The organism is Lactobacillus sp. 3B(2020) (assembly GCF_013487845.1).
Taxonomy (GTDB): Bacteria; Bacillota; Bacilli; order Lactobacillales; family Lactobacillaceae; genus Limosilactobacillus; species Limosilactobacillus alvi.
The window spans coordinates 860,684-883,785 of the sequence record NZ_CP047410.1; the positions used below are offsets into that span (position 1 = coordinate 860,684).

Sequence of the window (23,102 nt, forward strand, 5' to 3'; positions counted from 1 at the left end):
TAAATTATGACGGAATCAGTCAAATACCAACGGATTATTCTTAAATTAAGTGGGGAAGCATTAGCCGGTGATCAAGGCTTTGGGATTAACCCTCCCGAATTAAAGACGGTTGCCAAGGAACTTAAAGAAGTTCACGACCTTGGAGTGCAAGTTGGGATCGTTGTTGGTGGTGGTAACATGTGGCGTGGTGTTACCGGTGAAAAACTTGGAATGGAAAGGGCTCAAGCTGACTATATCGGAATGTTGGCAACTATAATGAATGCTCTTTCTTTACAAGATGCTTTAGAATCACTTGGCGTTCCAATACGGGTACAAACTTCAATTGAAATGCGGCAAATTGCCGAACCATATATTCGGCGGAAAGCTATTCGGCATTTTGAAAAGGGGCGCGTTGTAATTTTTGCTGGTGGTACGGGAAGTCCATACTTCTCAACTGATACTACCGCCGCTTTGCGGGCTGCCGAAATTAATGCCGATGCAATCCTAATGGCTAAGAACGGGGTCGATGGGGTTTACTCTGCTGATCCTAACAAGGATGCATCAGCTGTTAAGTTTGACCGTTTGACGCATATGGATATTATTAATAAACAACTTCACGTTATGGATTCAACGGCAAGTTCATTATCAATGGACAATGATATTCCGCTGGTTGTTTTCAACCTTAATACTCCTGGTAACATTTTGAAGGTTGTTAAGGGTGAAGCAATCGGTACGACGATTGAGGGGGATTAATATGACCGGTAAAGAAATTTTAGCGGAAGCAAAAGAAAAAATGGCGAAGTCAGGGGAAGCATTAAAGCGGACCTTGGCTGATATTCGGGCTGGCCGAGCAAATGCTAGTTTGTTAAACCCGGTTCAAGTCGAATATTACGGTGCAATGACGCCATTGAACCAAGTAGCTTCAATTTCAATTCCAGAAGCACGGCAACTTTTAGTAACGCCTTATGATAAGACTTTGCTTGAAGAGATCGAACGAACAATTTATCAATCAAACCTTGGCTTAACGCCTCAAAATGATGGGACAGCTATTCGATTAATTGTTCCACAATTGACAGAAGAGCGGCGGAAAGAGCTGGTTAAAGAAGTCAAGGCTGAAACCGAAAAGGCGAAGGTTGCTGTTCGGAATGTTCGCCGGGAGGCTATGGATGCCTTGAAGAAAGGTAACAAGGACGGCGATTTCAACGATGATGAATTCCACGACCTTGAAAAGAAAGTCCAAACGGAAACCGATGATGGTATTAAGAATCTTGAAGCGATTGCGGCTGAAAAAGAAAAAGAATTGATGTCAAATTAGGAGTCAGTTTGGTAATGAAAAAAGGTAGGTTGAGAGCCATAAGGGTTTTCTACCTACCTTTTTCTTATAGATTAATAAACGATAAACTTGTCTTGAAAAACTTTACCATGATAAAATTATTAGAGATAAGTGAAATGGGGTTTGGGTAATGGATGAAATTGGGCGCTATCTTGAGGAAATCGAAAATCCGGTTTATCGTGAAAAGTTTCGGCAAATAATGCAATGGGTAAGTGAATATCATGAAGCCTTGGTTGGTCAAATTAAATGGAATCAACCAATGTTTACTGCCCATGACACTTTTATTCTTGGCTTTTTTGTGGCGAAGCAACATTTTTCGGTGGGCCCCGAAAAAGTGGTTTTTGAAGAATTTTTACCTACAATTAATGCATTGAAACTTAAGCACGGTAAAAAAACCTTCCAAGTTAATTTTGAAGCGGAAGTTCCATATGAGCTATTAGGAAGGATCATTGATCGAACTTTGGAATTAAAGCGAGCGACAACAACTTTTTGGCTACGGTAGGTGGAATTAAGATGTGTACAAGTATTGGTATTGTGACGCAAGATCATTATCATATTTTTGGCCGGACGATGGATTGGGATACCTTACGAGTAAGTCCCTTATTTCTCCCACGCAATTTTGAATGGCAAACGATTTATGATCACCGGACCTATCGGAATCGCTATGCTTTAGTTGGGGGTGGCTTTACAAACCTAAAACGAACGGACGTCAGTGATGGGGTTAATGAAAAAGGATTAATGGTCCAAAAACTAACCTTTGACCATGGTGGTCAATTAACGGAGGAACGACACGCTGATAAAGTTCAATTAGCAGCGTTTGAGTTAGCCCTTTATCTCTTAGGCCGTTTTGCCTCAATTGCGGATATCGCGGCGCATTTAGATGAAATCGAATTAATGACTGATACTTATAGTGATGTTAAATTTGGCCACGCGGAACAACATTTTGCCGTAATGGATGCGACCGGTCGGATGGTGGTAATTGAACCGAGCCAATCACCGTTGAAATTACGGGAAAATCCATTAGGTGTTTTGACGAATCATCCAAATTTTGAGGCGCAACTTCGCAAAATGGAAGATTATGTTACCTTTACTCCGCAGTTTGAAGCGGGGAGTGTCCCCTTAAATACTTTTCACGTCACAACCGGGCGCTTAAGTGGGAAAAAGACCCCACCAGGTGCCTATTCTCCGAGCGCGCGCTTTGTTCGTGCGGCCTATATGAAAGAATTTGCGGATCAGCCAACTAATTTAAATACTGGGATTGCAACAACGAGCCATTTGTTAGATACAGTAACGGTTCCTCAAAGTCGGGGACATCGGCCAACTTTCTCAGTTTACCGATCAATTATGGTTGCAGAAACAAAAACCTACTATTTCCAAGCTTACTCGCAGTTAGCTATGACTGCTCTCCAATTAACCCCTGAATTAGCTACACAAACGACAGCGCGGGTTTACCAATAAAAAAGCGAGGCCGAGAGGCCGGGCAGAAACGTGTGTTTCTTCCCGGCCTCTTTCCTACGATTAGTCAAGGATTAAGTATCAAAAATGAGAGTATACTAAAAATACCTGATTCAAATAGTGATTTAAAAATCAGGACAATGTGATATAATCAAATTGTGAGATATTTATATCTTCACAAGGGACTTCGAGTTCGTATACCGATAATGGTATTTATATTTGATATGGTGCTTAATCATGGATAAAAGACATTTGAGGGCTTTATTCATACAAGCGACCATGGCGACCTTATTCTGTCTGGGATAAGGTCGTTTTTCTTTAAGGTAATAATAATAGACAATGTGATTAGGACAGGTGTGTTGATAGCGAACCATATTGCCAACCGCAAAATATAAAAGTTTACGGGTAATGGGATTCTCCCGTTTATTAATGTGATCTAGATGGCCACCTTGAATGGATTGATAACGCCGAATATCAAACTGTGTAATTCATTTCCTATACACGAACTCGTAGTTCCACAACCTTAAAGCAAACTATCAAAGCTCAGATAGCGGAAGTCATTTTTAATTCGAACTCGAAGTCCCTGAACCTAGAACGACTTTAGCTCGATCTTTAGGGTAACAAAGAGGTTGGGGAAAAAGCTCCTTGACGGCCTGGTTGGGATAAGAAGGACGAAGGTTGATTCATTGAATCGGCCTTTCGTTCGCACTTATCCGCTAAGGCCGTGCTTTTGGACCTTAGTTACTGAGTAACATTCGGAGATGCAAAAAAGGCCGGGAAGAAACAAAAAGTCTCTTCCCAACCTCAATCTTAGGTTATATTTTAGCAGAAGATGTTATTTAGCTACTTCAATCAATTGGTCACCATGATTTACTTTGCCATCAGCAAGGCGTTTAACATCCTTGTAGTCATTTGAATTGGTAATTACGACCATAACTGTGGTATCGTAACCGGCAACTTTAACAGCGTCAAGATCAATTGTTCCAAGTTTGTCACCAGCTTTGACTTGCTGTCCCTGGGAAACTTCACTAGTAAAGTGTTCTCCCTTCAAGTTAACCGTATCAAGGCCAACGTGGATTAGGACTTCAGCACCGTTATCGGCAGTTAAACCATAAGCGTGTTTAGTTTCGTAAGCAACCGTGATGGTCCCGTTAACTGGAGCATAAATTGTTCCATCAGAAGGGAGAACAGCAGCCCCGTCACCCATCATCTTTTGAGAGAAGACTTCATCGTTGACTTGGCTTAAATCTTCAGCCGTTCCAGTAACTGGACTAGCGATGGTAGCAGATTCAGTCGTTACTGCAGTATTCAAATCTTTTTCGGTAACTGTAGTGGTAGAAGAAACCGCTGGGTTGACTAATGCATTGTGTGACTTTCCGTAAAGGTAGGTAACCGTAAAGGCGATTGCAAAACTTACTAATTCACAAGCCAAGTACAGCGGGATTGAATGAGCATCGATAGAAAGGAAACCGATGAATCCAGCGGAACCCATGGAGACTGCAATAACATGGAAGAGACCAGCTAAAGTTGCGGCAACACAGGAACCGATTAAAGCACAGAAGAATGGAAATTTCAATTTTAAGTTAACCCTGAAGAGGGCTGGTTCCGTAATCCCAAGTAATGCAGAAACGGCGGCGGAACTTGAAAGTCCCTTCATCTTATGATCCTTAGTTAAGAAGTAAACGGCCGTAGTGGCAGCCCCCTGGGCAACGTTTGCCATTGAAGCGACGACGAAAATGAAGTCACCAGCACCTTTCCCAGCCTTGAAGGCCGAGATAAGTTGCGTTTCGATGGCTGGGAAACTTTGATGTAACCCGGTTAACACAATTGGGGAGTAAACCGCTCCGAAAATTCCCGTTCCAACAAAGCCAAGGGTGTTGTAAATCCAAACGATGGCGTCTGTGATCCAGTTAGATAACTCTTTCATTACTGGCCCAACAATTACGAAAGTTAAAAAACCAGTTAAGAGGACGGAAATTAGTGGTGTGAAAGTAAAGTCAACCGCTGATGGTAACTTCTTGTGTAACCATTTTTCAAAGATTGAAAGCAAGTAGACAGCTGCTAAAGCCGGGATAACTTGGTTTGTGTAAGATTGGATAGCAATGTGTAAACCAAAGATACTCCAAGTACCACCTTCCGCCAAGGCAGGAGCGGTTATCATCATACCGACAACGGCCCCTAAGAACTGGTTAGCTCCGAACCGTTTTGCTCCAGAAATCCCTACTAAGATTGGCAAGAAAACATATGGAGCGGCAGACATTACGTTAACCATTTCTTCAAGTCCCTTAATTTGTGGGAACATTTGAATGATTGATTTTGATCCAAAAAGATCAGTCGCTGTTAACACGTTGTTCAAGGCCATTAAAAGACCACCGGCAACTAAGGCAGGAATCAACGGAACAAAAATATCAGATAATAGCTTAATGAAGGCCATCACTGGGTTGAACTTTTCATTCTTAGCAGCGATCTGCTTCAAATCATCCGTTGAAACTTCCTGCAAACCAGTTTGTTTAATTAGCTCATCGTAAACGTTATTGACGTCTCCCGGACCAATAATAACTTGGTATTGACCGTTAACCTTGAAGGTCCCTTTAACGCCATCGTTAGCGTCAAGAGCTGCTTGATCAACCTTGGTGTCATCCTTCAGCACTAACCGAAGCCGAGTTGCACAGTGGGCCGCTGCCACCATGTTATCTTTTCCGATCGCTTTTATAACGTCGGTAGCCACTTGCTTGTGATTCATGCTGTAAACCTCCTTAAATGTATTGTATTACACAATGTGAAAACGCTTTATTCGGTATATATAATACTCGGATTTTATCTAATGTTAACCGATTGATAATTTTTCTTTTATAAAACCTTTAAAAATAAGTAATGAAAGCGAGTGGCAAAATATTCTTAATAGCAACCGATTGACAATTAACTTCAAGAACTTCTAGAATAGTAATGATTGAAAATGATTCTAAGGGGGGTAAAAAATGGAATGGACACGCGAAAAACGGTATCGTCCATATGAGCAACACAGTGCATTAGAATTATTAGAGTTACAAGCTCAGGCCAATAATTCTGCCTACCAACTACGTTATCATATTCGGCCAACTTCAGGTTTGTTAAATGATCCTAATGGCTTTTCATACTTTAATGGCGAGTGGAATGTATTTTATCAATCATTTCCTTTTGGTGCCACCCATGGTCTAAAATCCTGGATGCGGACGGTTTCAAAGGACTTAGTTTATTGGGAAAACCGGGGATTAGCTATCGCTCCAGATACCAAATTTGAAAGTCATGGAGCTTACTCGGGATCTGCCCACGTAGTTGGTGACCAACTTTTTTTAATGTATACCGGAAATCATCGGACATCAGATTGGACTCGGGTCCCTTACCAAGTTGGTGCTTGGTTAACGCAAAATGGTGAAGTCAAAAAGCTAAGTCACCCATTAATTGAGCAACCGACTTTTGCCAGTGAACATTTCCGTGATCCGCAACTTTTTGAAGTTGATGGGAAGTTTTACGCTGTTATTGGGATGCAAAGCCAAAACGATAAACGGGGTGAAATGGTTTTATACCAAGCCAATCAAGTTACCGGACCATGGCGATTTGTTGGTCCAATTAAAACTGGAATTAAAGACTTTGGATATATGGTAGAATGTCCCAACTTAGTAATGGTTGATGGAGTTCCAACCTTAATTTTTTGCCCGCAAGGTTTGTCAAAGGATGAGTTTGCGTATCAAAACATTTACCCGAACTTGGTTCTGCAAGGTGAAAGTTTTGATTTAGCCACGGCAACTCTACGAAGGCCAGGCAAATTACAAAATTTAGATGCTGGTTTTGATGTTTATGCTAGCCAAACCTTTAATGCCCCTGATGGCTTGGCTTATCTCATCTCGTGGGTTGGATTGCCAGATTTAACATATCCAACTGATCGGGAAAATTGGGCAAATTGTCTTAGTCAAGTTAAAGTGTTGCACCAAAAAGATGGTCAACTTTATCAAAATCCGGTTCCAGCGATGAAGTCTCTTCGTGGCAGAAGTCAAGTAATCGATGGTCAAGTGACCATGGTAGATGATCAAGCAGGTCAGCAAATTGAATTTGAAGTTACGATTGAACCGAACCAGAAAGGAACGTTATGGTTAGCTGCGGATCAAATTTTAAAACGGGGACTGCAAGTTAAATTTGATACTCAAAATGGCAAACTAATTCTTGATCGCAGTAAGACAGATGAACCGACAGCTGTTGAATACGGTCATACTCGTGAAATTGATTTACCAGCTAACCAAGCAGTGAAATTGCGGATCTTTTTGGATCATTCATTAGCTGAAATTTTTGTAAATGATGGGGCCCAAGTGATGACTGGTCGTTACTTTACACGTCAGAGTGACCAGACGGTTGCTTTTGACCGACCAACACAAGTTCATGGTAGTCTATGGCAATTAAATAAAATGTAAGTAATGAAGATTCCTGACAAGTTGAACTTGAAGGAATCTTTTTTTACATGATTTTAATAATCCTTCCGACACATCCTATTGAAAATTCTTTTTATACTAGATCAAATCTGCTAAAATGAAGAGTGTTGTAAAATTTTCCAATGCGGAAGGACTGGAGGAACGCTGTGTTTTCCAAACCAAAAGAGAAAGCGGTAACTGAGCAAACACTCGACCTAGAACGGATTCCAGCTCATATTGCCATTATTATGGACGGTAATGGCAGGTGGGCTAAGGCGCGTCACTTGCCACGAGTTGCGGGACACCAACAAGGAATGCAGACCGTAAAAAAGGTGACGATTACCGCTAGTAATTTAGGGGTTAAAGTTTTAACTCTCTATGCTTTTTCAACTGAAAATTGGAAGCGGCCAAGTAGTGAAGTTAACTTTCTCATGCAATTACCAATTAAGTTCTTTGACACTTTCGTCCCTGACCTGATAAAAAATAATGTACGGGTGATGGTAATGGGGGATATCTCTGCTTTACCAATTGCAACGCAAAAAGTTGTTAACCAGGCGATTACTGATACTGCTCATTGTACAGGGATGGTTTTGAATTTTGCATTGAACTATGGAGGTCGTGATGAAATTATTCGGGCAACTAAAACAGTCGCAAAGCAAGTTCAAACGGGTAAATTGATGGCTGATCAAATCGATGGAGCTACCCTCAGTAAGGCGATGATGACGGGGCCACTGGGTGACTTGGCTGATCCAGATCTGCTTATCCGGACAAGTGGAGAGAAACGGTTAAGTAATTTTATGCTTTGGCAATTAGCCTACAGTGAGTTCGTCTTTGTTGACCAACATTGGCCTGACTTTGATGGTGAGAGTTTGAAAGCAGCAATTGCTACTTTCCAGAGTCGGCATCGGCGTTTTGGAGGCTTAGAAAATAAGTAAATCAAACCAGTTAAACAAACTGGGATTTTAAGGAGTTTTGTAAAATGAAAACACGGGTAATTACGGCGGTGGTTGCCTTAGCAATCTTCATACCGTTGATTATTATTGGGGGATTACCACTGACTATTGTTGCGATGGCGCTAGGAGTTATTGCAATAAGTGAAGTCTTAATTATGAAAAAAATTTTTGTGACTTCATTTGCAGCAATTGTTTCTTATTTAGCGGTATTAGTAATGATTGCGCCAACTAGTTGGTTAGCTTTTTTACCGGGGCACTTAACCCGACTAACGACCAGTTATATTTTAATCATGTTATTATTGTTGCACACCGTCTTTCACAAAACCCGGTTTAACTTTGATGATGCCGGGGTTTTGACTTTAGCGGTTATCTATATCGGGATGGGTTTTAATGCTTTTATTAATGCCCGGATGGATGGTTTTACCACTCTCCTATATGGAATGCTGATTGTTTGGTTAACCGATTCCGGCGCTTACCTTTTTGGCCGGAAGTTTGGTAAACACAAATTAGCTCCGAAGGTTAGTCCAAATAAGACTTGGGAAGGGTCAATTCTTGGTACCCTTGTAGCGACCATTATTTTAGCCATCTATCTTCACTATTTCCCAGTCGGCCAATTGAATGTTTGGTTAATGGTCCTCGTGACGATTTTACTTTCAATTTTTGGTCAAATTGGCGACTTGATCGAATCAGCCCTTAAGCGGTTCTATGGTGTTAAAGATTCAGGAAAGATCCTCCCTGGTCACGGGGGAATCTTAGACCGGTTTGATAGTATGTTGGTAGTCATGCCAGCACTTTACCTACTGGGAATTATTTAAGAAGGGGTGACATTTTGATCCTAACAATCATTGTATTTATTATTGTTTTTGGTTTGTTAGTATTAGTTCACGAATTTGGTCACTATTTTTTTGCTAAGCGGGCAGGGATTTTAGTCCGAGAGTTTTCAATTGGAATGGGGCCAAAGATTTGGTGGCGCCAAGTTAACGGAACAACGTATACGGTTCGTTGTTTACCCCTAGGTGGTTATGTCCGTCTAGCTGGTAATGATGATGATGAAGATGATTTACGGGTTGGAATGCCGGTTACCCTTGAATTAAATGATCAAAGCCAAGTTATTAAAATCAATACTAGTCAAAAGCAAGGTTTATTCAGTGGCTTACCATTACAAGTTACAAATTTTGATTTAACTGATGCCTTAATAATTAAGGGCTATGTAAATGGAAATGAAAGTGAAGAAAAGACTTTCCGAGTAAATCATGATGCTGAATTAATTGAAAAGAGTGGGACTACCGTGCGGATTGCTCCGCGAGATACTTGGGTTAGTTCAGCCTCACTACCTGCGCGAATGATTACTAATTTTGCGGGGGCTTTTAATAACTTTCTCCTGTCATTGGTTGTCTTTATTATCCTAGGATTCACTTTAAATGGGATTCCAACAAATAGTAATCAATTAGGGGCAGTTACGGCTAATTCACCGGCTGCAAGGGCTGGCTTGGTTGCTGGTGACCGGATTATTAGAGTTAATGGTCAAAAAACTAATGATTGGAGCCAGTTAGCTAATCAAATCTCGAAGCATCCTGGTAAAAGAGTTAGTGTTACGTATTCCCATCGGGGAAAGACACAGACAGTAAAAATTACGCCTAAAACAGTAACCCAAGGAAAAGAAAGGGTCGGTCAAATTGGAATTCAAGAACAAGTTGACCATTCCTTTAAGGCCCGGTTAAGCTTTGGTTGGCAACAATTCGTTAGTGCCGGAACGTTAATTTTCACAATTTTAGGACATATGTTTACACATGGATTTTCCTTAAATGATCTAGGCGGTCCAGTGGCAATTTATGCTGGAACATCTCAAGCGACAGCGCTTGGCTTTAATGGGGTCTTAAATTTCTTAGCCCTTTTATCGATTAACTTGGGAATTGTTAACTTACTGCCAATTCCGGCGCTTGACGGGGGAAAATTGCTGTTAAATATCATTGAAGCAATCATCCGACGTCCAATTCCAGAGAAAGCAGAAGCCTTCGTTACTATGATCGGCTTTTTCTTCTTATTATTATTAATGATTCTAGTTACTTTTAACGATATTCACCGATATTTTATCCATTAAAAGGAGTTTAAAAAATGAAGCAATCTCAAATATTGATTCCAACGAAAAAAGAAGCCCCAAGTGATGCGGAAGCCTTAAGTCATAAGATGATGGCTCGAGCGGGCTATATTTACCAAGTTTCAGCGGGGGTCTGGGCATATTTACCAATGGCTTACCGGGTAATTCGGAAGGTTGAAAACATTATTCGCGACGAAATGGCTAAGGCTGGCGCTGTCGAAATGATGATGCCGGGGTTATTACCGGCTGATCTATGGAAGGAATCAGGACGTTACGAAAGTTATGGGCCAAACTTGTTTAAACTTCAGGACCGAAAGGATCGTGAATTCATTTTAGGACCAACCCATGAAGAAACATTTACTTCTTTAATCCGGGATTCCATTAAGTCATATAAAAAGTTACCATTGGTACTTTATCAAATGCAAGATAAATACCGGGATGAAGATCGACCACGTTTTGGAATTCTACGTGGGAAAGAATTTGAAATGCTGGATGGCTATTCTTTTTCTGCAGATCAAGCCGGGCTAGATGCCGCTTACGATAAGCAAGCCATCGCCTACCGAAATATTTTTAATCGGATTGGCTTGGAATACAAAATAATCTTAGCTGATTCTGGTACGATGGGGGGAAAGAATTCCCAAGAATTCTCTGCGCCAGCGGCTGTTGGTGAAGATACGATTGTGTACACTGATGGTGGCTACGCTGCTAACATTGAAAAGGCAACTAGTAAGTTTGATGGCGTCCAACAGCACGCCGCGCTTGCTGAACTGGCAAAGCAAGCAACCCCTGGAGCTCATTCGGTTGACGAAGCTGCTGAAAGCTTAGGAATTGAAAGTAACCAAATTATTAAAGCAATGCTTTACATGGCTAAGATGACTGATGAAACTTTCCAACCAGTATTAGTTTTAATGCGGGGAAATGACGAAGTTAACGAGACCAAGGTTAAAAACGCGCTTGATTGTTTAGAACTTGAATTAGCAAATGACGAACAAGCAAAGAAGTATCTCGGCGCTAGCTTTGGTTCCCTTGGTCCAGTAGGTGTTGGCGAAGATATTAAGATTTTAGCTGATCGCTACCTTGAAGGTTTGGTTAACGTTGCTTGTGGAGCTAATGATGATGGTTACCACTATATCAATGCTAATCGTGACCGTGATTTCCGCGTTGACGAATTTGGCGATTTCCGAATGGTCCAAGAAGGTGAAATTGCACCAGATGGGTTACCAATTAAATTCACAAAAGGAATTGAAATTGGCCATATCTTTAAGCTTGGTACGCACTATTCCAAACAAATGGGCGCCCAGGTACTAGATCAAAATGGGCGTTTAACTGACGTTATGATGGGAAGTTATGGGATTGGAATTAGCCGGTTACTTTCAGCGGTCGCTGAACAACAAGCAGATGAAAATGGGCTAGTTTGGCCAGATAGTATTGCTCCCTTTGATGTTCATGTGATCCCAGTTAATGCCAAAAATGATGATCAAATGAAGGTCGCAAATGAAATTACTACTGATCTCGAAGCCGCCGGTTTGGAGGTATTAGTTGATGACCGGAAAGAACGGGCCGGTGTTAAATTCGCTGATTCTGATTTGATTGGTTTACCAATTCGGGTTACGGTTGGTAAGAAAGCTACTGAAGGAATCGTCGAAGTTAAGATTCGGAAGACTGGCGAAACCATCGAAGTGAAGGTAGCAGAACTTGTTAATACAATCCAAATTTTGTTGAAGAATAATCTTCAACAAGCAGAGTAGACTAAGAGTAGCCTGCTAGGATAAAGTATAAAGGTTGGGAAGAAAATTGATTTCTCCCAGCCTTTTAATGTTTATGATTTTTAATAACTAAAATAATGGTCTTAATCCTAATTTTGACTAGGAAAAACAGGAGAAAAATTTTGAAATTAAGTCCAGAAGAAAAGTTTACTAAACTTTTAGAACAGATTAATTATTCCACTCCTGATTTAAAAGCGGGGCAAGTCGATGAAGTCGTGGTCCATAAGCAATCACGAGTTTGGGAGATTCATTTAAGTTTTCCCAATATTTTACCAGCAGCAACTTACCAAGGCTTTTATCAGGCTTTACGAGTTTCGTTTTATCAATTGGCTCAAGCAAACGTTGATTTAAATATCAAAACGCCTACTGAAACTTTGAATGAAAAGCTGATTGGTGACTATTGGCGACCATTGGTAACTCAAGCCTTGGGGCAAACTACAATGACAGCAGAAATTGCTGATCGCGTTTTGCCCAAGCTGGTTGACCAACGGGTAGTAGTTCCCTTAGCAAATGAAAAAATAAAGGAATTTGTTGAAAAACGGTTTTTCCCATTACTCATGACAGCTTATCAAAAGGCTGGTTTTCCGGCGTTTACCCTCCATGCAACGGTTGATTCTGAAAAGTCCGCAGCTCGCGAGAAGGAATTGCAAGAACGGCAAAAACAACAAGACGCTGAACTGGTAAAAAAAGCAATGGCCCAAATGCAGGCGAATAAGGCAAAACAGAGTAATTCAGGTAGTGGCGTTAGCGCGCCAACTCCAGTGGATGGCCCGGTTGTGATTGGGAAAACAATTAGTCCTCAAATTGAGTTAACCCCAATGAAGGAAATTGTGGATGAAGAACGGTCGGTAGTTGTTGAAGGTTACGTTTTTTCAAAAGAGATCAAAGAATTACGATCTGGTCGGCAATTGATGATTTTAGAAATCACCGACTATACTTCCTCAATTGTTGTTAAGAAGTTCTCCCGTAATCAAGAAGACGAAGCCTTGTTTGACGGGTTGAACGAAGGAGATTGGATTAAGGTCCGCGGTTCAGTTCAAGAAGATACCTTCATGAAAGATTTAACCTTAAATGCTTATGATATTAACCAGGTAAATCACCCTGAACGGCAAGATCACGCCTCTGAAGATGAAAAGCGAATCGAATTACACCTTCATTCAACAATGAGTCAAATGGATGCGACAAATTCCATTAGTGATTATGCTAAACAAGCCATTAAATGGGGAATGCCTGCTCTGGCGATTACTGATCATGCCGACGTGCAGGCCTTCCCTGAAGCTTTTAAGTCTGCAGGAAAAATTAAGATGTTATATGGGGTGGAAGCAAACGTCGTTGATGACGGAGTACCAATGGTTTATAACGAAGATCACCGTCTACTTAAGGACCAAACTTATGTAATCTTCGACGTGGAAACAACGGGACTTTCCGCTATCTTCGACCGGGTAATCGAACTTTCCGCCGTTAAGATGAAAAATGGTGAAGTTTTAGATCGGTTTGATGAATTTATTGATCCAGGTTTCCCATTAAAACCTCAAACTACCGAGTTAACGAGTATTACTGATGATATGGTTCGCGGCTCAAAGTCAGAAGAAGAAGTCTTCCAAATGTTTCGCGACTTCTACCAAGGCGCAATCATTGCTGGGCATAACGTTTCCTTTGATTTAGGCTTTATGGATGTTGGTTATCAACGTCATGGGATGGCTCCAATTGAAGATCCAGTTATTGATACTTTACCGCTAGCACGCTTTCTTTACCCCAATATGCGCGGGTACCGGTTGAATACTTTAAGTAAGAAATTCAAGGTTGCTTTGGAACACCATCACCGGGCTAATTACGATGCAGAAGCAACTGGACATTTATTACATCTTTTCTTAAAGGATGCAGAAGATCGCTACAAAGTTCAATATGTTGATGACTTAAATAAACATATGACCGAAAATGGGGCTTATCGGCATGCTCGGCCATTTCACGTGACGATCTTAGCACGGACCCAAGCGGGGATGAAGAATCTTTACAAGTTGGTCTCCCTCAGTAATGTCAAGTACTTTGCCCGGGTCCCGCGGATTCCGCGAAGTGTCTTAACTCAATATCGGGATGGTTTGCTTTTAGGAACGGCTTGCGCTAGTGGAGAAGTCTTTACTGCGATGATGCAAAAAGGTTTTTCAGAGGCCGAGAAACTAGCTGACTTCTACGACTTCATTGAAGTGCAACCTAAGCCAAATTATGCGCCCCTTCTTGAAGAAGGAGTAATTCAAGATCAAGCCCAGCTAGAAGAAATCTTAAAGAACATGGTTAAGCTAGGACAAAAGGTAAATAAGCTAGTTGTGGCTACTGGAGATGTTCACTACTTAAACCCTGAGGATAAAATTTACCGGAAAATTTTAATTAATTCCCAAGGAGGAGCCAACTTCTTAAATAAGACTCACCGGCCAGATGTTCACTTCCGAACGACGGATGAAATGCTCGGTGAATTTAGTTTTTTGGGTGATGATTTAGCAAAAGAAATTGTGGTTACTAATACTCATAAAATTGCTGATCAAATTGAAGAACTTCATCCGGTTCAAGATAAACTTTACGCTCCTCACATGAAGGGAGCTGATCAAGAAATTCAAGATCGAACTTGGGATACGGCCAAGGCTTGGTATGGTGATCCACTCCCCAAATTGGTTAAAGATCGGGTTGAACTAGAACTCAACAGTATTATTAAAAACGGCTTTGCGGTCCACTATCTAATTGCTCAACGGCTAGTAGCAAAGTCAAATAAGGACGGTTACTTGGTTGGTTCTCGGGGATCCGTTGGTTCGAGTGTGGTGGCAACACTTTCTGGGATTACTGAAGTTAACCCCCTACCGCCGCACTATCGTTGTCCAAAATGTCAATATAGTCACTTTTACACTAAAGGGGAGTATAGTTCCGGTTTTGACTTACCCGATAAAAACTGTCCTGAATGTGGAACCTTAATGATTAAGGATGGTCATGATATTCCATTCCAAACTTTCTTGGGCTTTAAGGGAAACAAGGTACCGGATATTGATTTAAACTTTTCTGGAGACTATCAACCAATTGCCCATAACTATATGAAGGTTTTGTTCGGGGAAAAGAATGTTTTCCGGGCTGGAACAATTGGGACGGTAGCGGATAAAACGGCATATGGTTATGTTAAAGCTTATGAGCGGGATACTGATCAACAGTTCCGGGGTGCTGAAGAGGATCGGCTAGCCAAGGGGGCTACTGGGGTCAAACGGACGACTGGCCAACACCCAGCTGGAATCATTATTGTTCCAGATGATAAGGAAATCTATGACTTTACGCCGGTTCAATACCCAGCTGATGATCAAACCGCCGCTTGGGAAACAACTCACTTTGATTTCCATTCAATTCACGACAACCTACTAAAAATGGATATTTTAGGCCACGATGATCCCACGATGATTCGGGCCCTTCAAGATTTGTCAGGTATTAACCCAATAACGATACCAATGGATGATGAAGGGGTAATGTCGCTCTTCTCTAGTCCTAAAGCCTTAGGTGTGACCGAAGAGCAAATCAATTCCAAGACTGGTACCTTAGGATTACCTGAATTTGGAACGCGATTTGTGCGAGGGATGTTGGAAGATACGCACCCGAAGAATTATTCACAACTACTTCAAATTTCTGGTCTTTCTCATGGGACTGGAGTGTGGTTGGATAACGCTCAAGAATTGATTAAGCAAGGAACCGCCACAATTGCCAACGTGATTGGATGTCGGGATAACATCATGACCGACTTGATTCACTACGGACTGGACTCAGAAACTGCTTTCCAAGTGATGGAACATGTGCGGAAAGGGCGGGGAATTCCAGATGAATGGCAAGCTAAAATGCTCGAAGTAGGGGTACCACAATGGTACTTAGATTCTTGCTTAAAAATTAAGTACATGTTTCCCCGAGCTCACGCCGCAGCTTATGTTTTGATGGCTTTGCGGATTGCATACTTTAAGGTTTATTTCCCCTTAACTTACTACGCTGCCTTCTTCTCTGTCCGAGCAGATGACTTTGATGTGGTGTCCATGGCGCACGGAAAGAGCTCGGTTAAAGCGGCAATTAAAGAAATTGCTGATAAAGGTAACGAAGCCTCAGCCAAAGAAAAGAATTTAATGACAATCTTGGAATTAGCTAACGAAATGCTTGAACGGGGGTACTCGTTTAAGATGGTTGATATTGAACGTTCAGATGCCAGTGATTGGTTAATGGATGGTAAAACCTTGATTGCTCCATTCCGGGCCATTCCAGGCCTTGGGTTAAATGTTGCCAAGCAAATTGTGGCGGCTCGAGAAGAAAAACCGTTTATCTCCAAAGAAGACTTGGCGGAACGGGGAAAGGTTTCTAAGACCTTGATTGAATTCATGACTATAAATCGCGTTTTGGACGGGCTTCCAGATAGCAACCAACTTGATCTGTTCTCTGACCTGTAATTATATAATAATAAAATTAATACGTCGATTTTGTAAGCCCCCAAATGGGCACAAAATGGGCAAAAATTAAGCGGTGCTGATTGATTTCAGCATCGCTTTTTTTAGTATTGGTCAATTTCACTGATCCGATTTTCAAAATCTTCCTGAGTTTTCTTCGTAACATGAAGATAAATTTTGACTGTCAGATCACCGTTAGCATGGCCAATCCGTTTCTGAATTACTCGCAAAGGCACATTCATATCAGCCAAGACGGATACGTGGGTATGACGGAAATAGTGAGTAGTGACGTTCTTGTCGACTTTTTGTCGTTCAGCAGCCCGTTTCAGATATTGATTAGCATTATTAATATTAAGGGGCTTCTGTTGATCATATGTGATTGCCGTCTGATTGATGGCAAACAGTAGGGCGTTCTCATCTTTTCCTCGTGCGTGTTGCTCAACTATATTAGCAGCAATAGGGGAAAGGGTGATGGTTCTTAAACCAGCGTACGTCTTAGGTTCATGAGAAAGAAAATGTCGATAAGGCTTCTTTTTCCAGATCATTGTGCCATCGATTCTTAGGTAGACTTTGCCATTTTCTTTGATTATGTCGTTCACTTGCAGACCAGACAATTCACCGAACCGTATTCCAGTTAAGAATTGTAACTGAAAAGCATCAGCGTAGTACTGCATATTACGATCGATGCAATCATTAATAATACTGTGGTATTCATCTATGGTGAGATATTTATTTTCAATCTCATCCCGGCGCCGGGCGGTCTCGTCCTTCCACGTTATCCTGACCTTATCCATAGGGTTCTCGCTGAGAAAGCCGAAACTGACAGCATAATTGAAAAGCAGATTAATAGCGCCCTTCTTCGATTTAACTGTCCCATTGGTCAGAGGACGTTTATCGCGGTATAGCTGATCGTTAAAGTAACGGTTTAACCACACAGTTGTAATGGCGCTTGGACGAGTACTTGGTCCACAGGCTTTAACAAACTCATCGAGAAAAATCTCACCATTGTGGTAGGTATTATATCGAACCTGTTTCTCGTAGCCATCTAAAAATCTGGTTTTCAGTTCTTGCATGGTGATTTTACGGACAGCCTGGCCTTCTTCTGCGAGGGCCTTCTGGATTTTCTCCTCTAGCTCTCGGGTGGCAGCTTTAACTACCTGCGGAGTCTTTTTACCGTATGTCACTGATACCCGGCGATAATGTCCGGTTAGTGATGACTTGTACCGTTCAATGAAACAATACCGAACCTTGCCATGCACAGAACGTTGTTCAATCCACATAGTTATCCCTCCATTATTTTGCTATAATGAAAGGGTTGATAGTGTACGCCAATACTTTATCAACCCTCGGCCCATCTCCTATGCCAGTAGGGGATGGGCTTTTTTCATTTACCAGCTTTTTATGTCATCAGGGTTTGGACAGAATAAATGGTTATGATTGATGCCATCTATTAATTTGCTAACTAGATGCTGGAATATGAAGCATATACAATATGCTATAATAAATTGATTTAATGAGATAGGTGATTCTTGTGAAAAATATTCGAAAGACAATTTGGACAATTATAGTGATGACTTGTTATGCAGTTCTTATTTTGCTTTCAATTTTTGACCCGAAAGTAAATAATAAATTTATAGAGAAAGCTACGTATATTTTTCCCTTAACTTGTACATTCATAATCTATGCATACAATAATTGGAACTGGGTATTCGTCTATGTACAAAGAATATGGGCCTTGTTAAGTGGTGAAACAGTGTCATGGTCAGTTTCTTATAGAAAATATTTTGATATAGATTTTAGCTTCTCTGAATTTTACAGTGACTTTTATGATTTGTTAAAAGATAAATTAGATTTAGCTCGTTTTAACAGGAAAGATGATGAATTAATTATTAGTTACGAAAAGAATGGATTGCCAATTACAGTAAAAATTTATTGTGTATTACAAGAAGACAGTTATCTTTTTCAAGTTAGGTTCGATTCTTCAACTTCTTATAAAGACTCTAAAAAAGCGAGAAAATACTTCTTTGACTTTATAGAATTAGTTAATGTAAACTCACCCAAATTATTTGATAAGGCCAAAAATGAGAACATTAAATTAAATAACTCTTTCTTTTCTGCAAATATACGATTGGTAAAATACAATCCATTTTATAAATATATCCTTAAACACATTCAAACTGATTCCAAAGAAATGTTTTCTATTAATTTGAAGGAGAATAATATGAAGATAAAAATAAGCCCACATAAATTAGTTGTTCAAAATGCTACGAAAGATGAGCTAGAAGAGGTGTTATCTAACTATGTCCCTATTTCAAGGATTGGGTAGTTAATAGTGTTTCTATAGCTAATTCTAAATATGGTCGCTCTTTGTCTATATCTGATGGTTTACTGTATAAGACAAGAGCGCCTTTTTTGGAAAAACCAATTGTTCTGCTTTTACCGAGAACATCAATGTTAGCAATAAGATATGTTGCTTTTTCATTATCTATTGCATCAGCGGCTTCGTCATCCGTTTCAACACCGGTTCCGAAGAAATGCTTTGAAGTAATTGTGTCTTCATCAACGGCAAAGTATAAACCTTTTGCATGTTTCTCGAATGTTTTTATTTTATTAAAATCAAAATTTAAGGGGCCGCTAATGTTAACTTTATCTGGGTATGTTGCTTTTAGTGCCTCTGTGAATCCCTTGGCGATAGGTGTGGGGGCTACAATGATTAGTAAATTATTATCATTGCAAAAGAATGCAGGGAAACTATTGGCTTCTTTATAAATAGGTGCTGGTTGATAAGCACCATTTATCCAGGCTAAAATATCATGTTTGACCTTTACGTTGTAAACACAAGAAAAAGGAAGAAACGTTTTACTAGAAATTATTAGGGAACTACCGTTTGGCGAAATGCTACCAGCATTTTCGTTAGTATTATCTGTCTTTGTTTCTTCAAGAATAGAAACTGAATCGGTAATATTAAAATTAGTACAGTTGTAAATAGTAAGTGATTTCATTGAAATTCCTCCAGATATTTATCAGTTTTTAACGCCATCAGGGCTTAGACGAGTAATTCCATCTTTTACAATATAGAATATTTTAGTTATGCTCCACACTCCCGTCATCCCCGACAGTAGCCGTATAGCCGTCTCCTGAAAATGTCCAGCCATTGGATGTCCTCGTTGCCTGCAGGTCGCCGTTAGCACCGCCCAGCATCGCACGGGCCTGGTCCTCGGTAGTGGGTCCACCATTTTGGGCGGCTTGATTACGAGTCTGCTGTTGACTACTCCATGCGGCCGGTTGTGAGCTCTCACTAGATTGAGTGGACTGAACATTCGATGCCTGACTCTGGGATTGATGATTAGCCTGGTTGGTAGAACTCGATGAGGATGCAGACGAACTCTGAGACCTTTGGTGGCGTTTTTTGTGATGGTGCTTAACAACTTTATTTGAGCTGCTCGATGATACAGAATGGCTGTCTTTTGTAGTCGAGTGTCCGCACGCTACCAAGCCCAAGCTCGTAGCTGCAATGGCAATAGCTAAAGCCGGTTTTTTTATCATAATTCCTCCCAAGTAGCTTTTAACGTCTTCAGTGTTTGGACGTAAGATTAATTCGTATCCATCTGGAAAATTCATATCTTGCAGAAGTACTTTAAGTGTTTTGAAAGGCTTAGAATTTTCCAACTGTTCCTCCTAAAAAACAAAAGCCCCGAAGTCTTAACGATGAAACGTTAGATTCGAGGCTTTGTTAGTCTAGCACCTACTCCCAGGGCCACTAAACTTGATCTATAGTCATGTATTAACCTCAAATCTAACGATTGTCAATACTATAGTGACCGCTTACATAATCCCAGAAACTAAATAATCCAACTCCAATGGCACCCCAAATTGCTGGCAGAATACCACAGGATTGTCAAAATAGATATCATGCTCACGACAGTACGCCAGCAATAGCTTAATCCCGGTGACGTTAGCGGCGTGCTCCTCTTTGGTCTCTGCCGTTGCTGTATAAGCGTGCACGCCACGATCGCCGTTAATCACATGGCCGATTTCGTGAGCCAGTGAGAAGGGGACCTCGTTATGTTTATACCAACGAGTATTAACCACCACTAAGCGATAATCCCCGTAGCTGGTCGATGGGGTATGTGGCTGCAAGTAACTGGTTAGCTGGACCCCGATATGGTGATCAAAAGCATAATTGATTAACCATTCCATTAGATCTTCCATGCGCCTACCTCCGGTCTAAGTAACCCTTAATAATATCTTTCAGGACTTCTTTCTCACTGTCGCTGATGGGCTTGCCTTGGTAGGCCCGCAGGTTGTCGACGGCTTCGTCGACTGAGAGACCATTGAGAATTGATTGATTGGGATTAGATGTTATATCGCCCACTTCCACTCCAAATAGATCTGCTAATTTTTGAAGAGTTCCCATTCGAGGGAATTTAATCCCGTTTTCCCAATTTGAAACTGTTTGGGTGGATACATTCATTTTTTCGGCCAATTGTACTTGTGTCCAACCTCTCTTTTTTCGGAAGGCTTTGATTTGACTGGAGATAATGTTTTCTGACATTTCAATCACCTCCTTTGCACATATAATTATATAACTTAATGTGTGGTTTTCTCAACAAAAAGTCTAAAAATTATTACTTTAGGTGTTGACCACAACTTAAAGTTGGGGTATAGTTTAATCACAGTCAAGCGAAAGGAGGAAAACGAATGGCATTTACATTAAAGGCAGCTCGAGTTAACGCTGGTTTAACTCAAGCTCAGGCTGCGGAAAAGCTAACCGATTACTTTGGAATGGCGATTTCGCGGCAACGAGTGATGAAATATGAAGCAAATCCTGAAGAAACACCAATTGGATTTGCCAAAGGCTTCGCTGATATCTATGGATTGAGTGTTAGCGATATTGTTTTTTCTCGTCCTTAACTATAACTTTAAGTAGAAGGAGGCGAAGGAATGATGAAACAATCCGCTTGGATCCTTGGATTCATTCTTGGTGTTGTGGCAGTCACTTTAGTAGTAACGAAGTTACTGTAGCAATCAACGCTCCAGATATGAATCCAGTAAAGAAAGGTGATAACCAGTGTTCGCCAAACCAACGTCTGCGCGCTTCGCGATGTTCTTCCAGCGCTATGTCAATGCATGAGAGTATTTTCTTAGAAAATAAAGAAAGGAGGACAAACATGTCAGTCTATACAGCAATCAAGAAAGTTGCTAAAACAAACGGCAAGTCAATTTACCGGATTGAAAAGGACCTTGGTTTTAGCAACGGATCCATTTCCAAGTGGAACAATTCAATGCCAGGAGCTGCTTCACTTCAAGCGGTAGCCGATTACTTAGGCACAACACCGCAGTACCTGTTACGTCTAGCAAAGGAGGAAAACTAAATGACAACACAATTAAAAGTTATTGGTAAGGAACACGTTGGCAAGATTGAATTCACCGGAATCGAAGGTGGATTTGGTAAAGACAAGAAGGCAATGCTAGTTAAGGACATTGCGAAAATTCACAGTTCAACAGTTAAACGTGTCAATGAGCTAATCAATCGTAATCGCCGTCGCTTCAAAGATGGAATTGACGTAATTGATCTTTTATCATCACAAAAATTCGTGGTCGTTCTGAACGACCTCGGTTTTAATCAAAACCAAATTAATCGTTCTAATAACATTTACCTCTTAAGTGAACGTGGTTATGCCAAGCTGTTAAAGATCCTTGATGATGATAAGGCCTGGGATATTTATGACCAGCTGGTCGATAACTACTTCAATATGCGAGTGGCTATCAAGAATAATGAGCCATCCCTGATCCAGCAACGTCGTCTTTCGATCATGGAGGATAATGCTGCCACTCGTAAAGCCAACATCATGTACAAGATCGCAATGGCAACCGAGTCTGAAACTGGTCGTCAGGCGCTCCTAGCTCGGGCCGCCAAAGAGCTGACAGGTGAGATGACTATCCCGGTGTTAAAGCGTAAAGAGTACAGTGCCACTGAGGTCGGAAAGCAACTTGGCATTACGCCAAATAAGGTTGGTCGAATTGCCAACCATTTGGAAATTAAAGCTCCCCAACCGGGCCAAAACAAGTACGGCCGCTGGTCTAACAGCAAGTCACGATATTCCGACAAAGAAGTACCTCAGTGGCTTTATTCCGATGAAGGGTTAAAGGCTATTAAGTTAGGCACTAAACAGGATAACCAACATTGAGTGAAGGGAGAGGTGATCACCATGATGGCTAATTCATGGAAGACGGTTTCAGAAATTTGCGTCGATTATGGCATTAAGGACAAGACATTCTACGCCTGGGCAGATGAATGCCGAACTTATCCCGATCATTAGGAGATGACTTCAAGTATGGCAGACGATTTAGGAGGTTGAGTATGAGCAAAGAGCGAAAGAAAAAACACTTCTGGCATTCAGAAGTGTTTTGGGAATATGTTGTACCGATTATTGTCAGCATCATTATTTCCACCCTAACAAGTGCGGTAGCCATTGCCTTAGGGCTAATGTGATACATGTTGTAACGAAAGAAACGATTATCGGAATGTAGACACTTCTAAATAAAAGACTTCTTAAATCTTCGTATCGAAGTTCAAAGTAATGTTTACCTTGCTTGGTAATTTCAAAGTAATCTGGCCCAT

The 23,102-nt window shown here is 41.0% G+C and carries 21 protein-coding genes; 15 read left to right on the forward strand and 6 right to left on the reverse strand.

All coding sequences use genetic code 11. The features are described from left to right. The first annotated feature begins 6 nt into the window (after window positions 1-6). From pyrH to GTO83_RS04315, 4 genes are all read left to right on the forward strand, one after another. Window positions 7-732, forward strand: a complete 726-nt coding sequence (gene pyrH, locus GTO83_RS04300) for a UMP kinase (RefSeq protein WP_180871895.1) — start codon at window positions 7-9, stop codon at window positions 730-732. 1 nt (window position 733) lies between these two features. Continuing rightward, a complete protein-coding gene (gene frr / locus GTO83_RS04305; RefSeq protein WP_180871896.1) occupies window positions 734-1,294 on the forward strand; it encodes a ribosome recycling factor in 561 nt (186 codons plus the stop codon). A 148-nt stretch (window positions 1,295-1,442) separates the two neighbouring features. Next, entirely contained in the window at window positions 1,443-1,814 is a 372-nt protein-coding gene (locus GTO83_RS04310; protein WP_180871897.1) for an iron chaperone, read from the forward strand. A gap of 11 nt (window positions 1,815-1,825) precedes the next feature. Further along, window positions 1,826-2,770, forward strand: a complete 945-nt coding sequence (locus tag GTO83_RS04315) for a linear amide C-N hydrolase (RefSeq protein WP_180871898.1) — start codon at window positions 1,826-1,828, stop codon at window positions 2,768-2,770. Between the two features lie 832 nt (window positions 2,771-3,602). Here the strand turns inward: GTO83_RS04315 and GTO83_RS04320 are convergent. Further along, window positions 3,603-5,510: a sucrose-specific PTS transporter subunit IIBC gene (locus GTO83_RS04320; protein WP_180871899.1), complete on the reverse strand. Its 1,908-nt coding sequence runs from the start codon at window positions 5,508-5,510 to the stop codon at window positions 3,603-3,605. Window positions 5,511-5,745: 235 nt separating this feature from the next. On the opposite strand from GTO83_RS04320, the gene GTO83_RS04325 reads away from it, so the two are divergent. The 6 genes from GTO83_RS04325 (at window position 5,746) to GTO83_RS04350 (ending at window position 16,480) form a co-directional block, all read left to right on the forward strand. Next, a complete protein-coding gene (locus GTO83_RS04325; protein WP_180871900.1) occupies window positions 5,746-7,212 on the forward strand; it encodes a sucrose-6-phosphate hydrolase in 1,467 nt (488 codons plus the stop codon). Window positions 7,213-7,352: 140 nt separating this feature from the next. Further along, window positions 7,353-8,144: an isoprenyl transferase gene (locus GTO83_RS04330; RefSeq protein ID WP_180871901.1), complete on the forward strand. Its 792-nt coding sequence runs from the start codon at window positions 7,353-7,355 to the stop codon at window positions 8,142-8,144. Between the two features lie 44 nt (window positions 8,145-8,188). Then, the gene (locus tag GTO83_RS04335; RefSeq protein ID WP_180871902.1) at window positions 8,189-8,977 is read left to right on the forward strand and encodes a phosphatidate cytidylyltransferase; all 789 of its coding nucleotides are present in this window, start codon (window positions 8,189-8,191) and stop codon (window positions 8,975-8,977) included. 14 nt (window positions 8,978-8,991) lie between these two features. Then, window positions 8,992-10,263 carry an RIP metalloprotease RseP gene (rseP, locus tag GTO83_RS04340; RefSeq protein WP_180871903.1) on the forward strand — a complete coding sequence of 424 codons (1,272 nt, stop codon included), beginning with the start codon at window positions 8,992-8,994 and terminating at the stop codon, window positions 10,261-10,263. 14 nt (window positions 10,264-10,277) lie between these two features. Then, window positions 10,278-12,008, forward strand: a complete 1,731-nt coding sequence (locus tag GTO83_RS04345; RefSeq protein WP_180871904.1) for a proline--tRNA ligase — start codon at window positions 10,278-10,280, stop codon at window positions 12,006-12,008. A gap of 140 nt (window positions 12,009-12,148) precedes the next feature. Continuing rightward, window positions 12,149-16,480 (forward strand): PolC-type DNA polymerase III, encoded by a 4,332-nt coding sequence (locus GTO83_RS04350; RefSeq protein ID WP_370524340.1) that lies wholly within the window; start codon window positions 12,149-12,151, stop codon window positions 16,478-16,480. A gap of 101 nt (window positions 16,481-16,581) precedes the next feature. Here the strand turns inward: GTO83_RS04350 and GTO83_RS04355 are convergent, their stop codons facing one another. Continuing rightward, window positions 16,582-17,757 carry a site-specific integrase gene (locus GTO83_RS04355; RefSeq protein ID WP_180871906.1) on the reverse strand — a complete coding sequence of 392 codons (1,176 nt, stop codon included), beginning with the start codon at window positions 17,755-17,757 and terminating at the stop codon, window positions 16,582-16,584. Window positions 17,758-18,230: 473 nt separating this feature from the next. Between GTO83_RS04355 and GTO83_RS04360 the strand changes: the two genes are divergently transcribed. Then, window positions 18,231-18,803 carry a hypothetical protein gene (locus tag GTO83_RS04360; protein WP_180871907.1) on the forward strand — a complete coding sequence of 191 codons (573 nt, stop codon included), beginning with the start codon at window positions 18,231-18,233 and terminating at the stop codon, window positions 18,801-18,803. Here GTO83_RS04360 and GTO83_RS04365 read toward each other — a convergent pair. From GTO83_RS04365 to GTO83_RS04380, 4 genes are all read right to left on the reverse strand, one after another. Continuing rightward, on the reverse strand, window positions 18,784-19,479 hold the full coding sequence (locus GTO83_RS04365; protein WP_180871908.1) for a hypothetical protein: 696 nt from the start codon (window positions 19,477-19,479) through the stop codon (window positions 18,784-18,786). The genes GTO83_RS04360 and GTO83_RS04365 overlap by 20 nt on opposite strands. Before the next feature lie 82 nt (window positions 19,480-19,561). Next, window positions 19,562-20,146, reverse strand: a complete 585-nt coding sequence (locus tag GTO83_RS04370) for a hypothetical protein (protein WP_180871909.1) — start codon at window positions 20,144-20,146, stop codon at window positions 19,562-19,564. Window positions 20,147-20,302: 156 nt separating this feature from the next. Continuing rightward, a complete protein-coding gene (locus GTO83_RS04375) occupies window positions 20,303-20,689 on the reverse strand; it encodes an ImmA/IrrE family metallo-endopeptidase (protein ID WP_180871910.1) in 387 nt (128 codons plus the stop codon). Between the two features lie 4 nt (window positions 20,690-20,693). Further along, on the reverse strand, window positions 20,694-21,032 hold the full coding sequence (locus GTO83_RS04380) for a helix-turn-helix transcriptional regulator (protein ID WP_180871911.1): 339 nt from the start codon (window positions 21,030-21,032) through the stop codon (window positions 20,694-20,696). 146 nt (window positions 21,033-21,178) lie between these two features. Between GTO83_RS04380 and GTO83_RS04385 the strand changes: the two genes are divergently transcribed. The 4 genes from GTO83_RS04385 (at window position 21,179) to GTO83_RS10945 (ending at window position 22,973) form a co-directional block, all read left to right on the forward strand. Beyond that, entirely contained in the window at window positions 21,179-21,391 is a 213-nt protein-coding gene (locus GTO83_RS04385) for a helix-turn-helix transcriptional regulator (protein WP_180871912.1), read from the forward strand. 257 nt (window positions 21,392-21,648) lie between these two features. Further along, the gene (locus tag GTO83_RS04390) at window positions 21,649-21,852 is read left to right on the forward strand and encodes a helix-turn-helix transcriptional regulator (RefSeq protein WP_180871913.1); all 204 of its coding nucleotides are present in this window, start codon (window positions 21,649-21,651) and stop codon (window positions 21,850-21,852) included. Beyond that, window positions 21,853-22,668 (forward strand): ORF6N domain-containing protein, encoded by an 816-nt coding sequence (locus tag GTO83_RS04395; RefSeq protein ID WP_180871914.1) that lies wholly within the window; start codon window positions 21,853-21,855, stop codon window positions 22,666-22,668. Window positions 22,669-22,841: 173 nt separating this feature from the next. Further along, complete coding sequence (locus tag GTO83_RS10945; protein ID WP_255463174.1) at window positions 22,842-22,973, forward strand: hypothetical protein; 132 nt, start codon at window positions 22,842-22,844, stop codon at window positions 22,971-22,973. Window positions 22,974-23,102: the final 129 nt, after the last annotated feature.

What these genes read in the sequence shown, in the direction of transcription:
- pyrH (WP_180871895.1), top strand. Translation starts at nt 7, where the DNA reads ATGACGGAATCAGTCAAATACCAACGGATTATTCTTAAATTAAGTGGG.
- frr (WP_180871896.1), top strand. Translation starts at nt 734, where the DNA reads ATGACCGGTAAAGAAATTTTAGCGGAAGCAAAAGAAAAAATGGCGAAG.
- GTO83_RS04310 (WP_180871897.1), top strand. Translation starts at nt 1,443, where the DNA reads ATGGATGAAATTGGGCGCTATCTTGAGGAAATCGAAAATCCGGTTTAT.
- GTO83_RS04315 (WP_180871898.1), top strand. Translation starts at nt 1,826, where the DNA reads ATGTGTACAAGTATTGGTATTGTGACGCAAGATCATTATCATATTTTT.
- GTO83_RS04320 (WP_180871899.1), bottom strand. Translation starts at nt 5,510, where the DNA reads ATGAATCACAAGCAAGTGGCTACCGACGTTATAAAAGCGATCGGAAAA.
- GTO83_RS04325 (WP_180871900.1), top strand. Translation starts at nt 5,746, where the DNA reads ATGGAATGGACACGCGAAAAACGGTATCGTCCATATGAGCAACACAGT.
- GTO83_RS04330 (WP_180871901.1), top strand. Translation starts at nt 7,353, where the DNA reads ATGCGGAAGGACTGGAGGAACGCTGTGTTTTCCAAACCAAAAGAGAAA.
- GTO83_RS04335 (WP_180871902.1), top strand. Translation starts at nt 8,189, where the DNA reads ATGAAAACACGGGTAATTACGGCGGTGGTTGCCTTAGCAATCTTCATA.
- GTO83_RS04345 (WP_180871904.1), top strand. Translation starts at nt 10,278, where the DNA reads ATGAAGCAATCTCAAATATTGATTCCAACGAAAAAAGAAGCCCCAAGT.
- GTO83_RS04355 (WP_180871906.1), bottom strand. Translation starts at nt 17,757, where the DNA reads ATGTGGATTGAACAACGTTCTGTGCATGGCAAGGTTCGGTATTGTTTC.
- GTO83_RS04365 (WP_180871908.1), bottom strand. Translation starts at nt 19,479, where the DNA reads ATGAAATCACTTACTATTTACAACTGTACTAATTTTAATATTACCGAT.
- GTO83_RS04375 (WP_180871910.1), bottom strand. Translation starts at nt 20,689, where the DNA reads ATGGAAGATCTAATGGAATGGTTAATCAATTATGCTTTTGATCACCAT.
- GTO83_RS04380 (WP_180871911.1), bottom strand. Translation starts at nt 21,032, where the DNA reads ATGTCAGAAAACATTATCTCCAGTCAAATCAAAGCCTTCCGAAAAAAG.
- GTO83_RS04385 (WP_180871912.1), top strand. Translation starts at nt 21,179, where the DNA reads ATGGCATTTACATTAAAGGCAGCTCGAGTTAACGCTGGTTTAACTCAA.
- GTO83_RS04390 (WP_180871913.1), top strand. Translation starts at nt 21,649, where the DNA reads ATGTCAGTCTATACAGCAATCAAGAAAGTTGCTAAAACAAACGGCAAG.
- GTO83_RS04395 (WP_180871914.1), top strand. Translation starts at nt 21,853, where the DNA reads ATGACAACACAATTAAAAGTTATTGGTAAGGAACACGTTGGCAAGATT.
- GTO83_RS10945 (WP_255463174.1), top strand. Translation starts at nt 22,842, where the DNA reads ATGAGCAAAGAGCGAAAGAAAAAACACTTCTGGCATTCAGAAGTGTTT.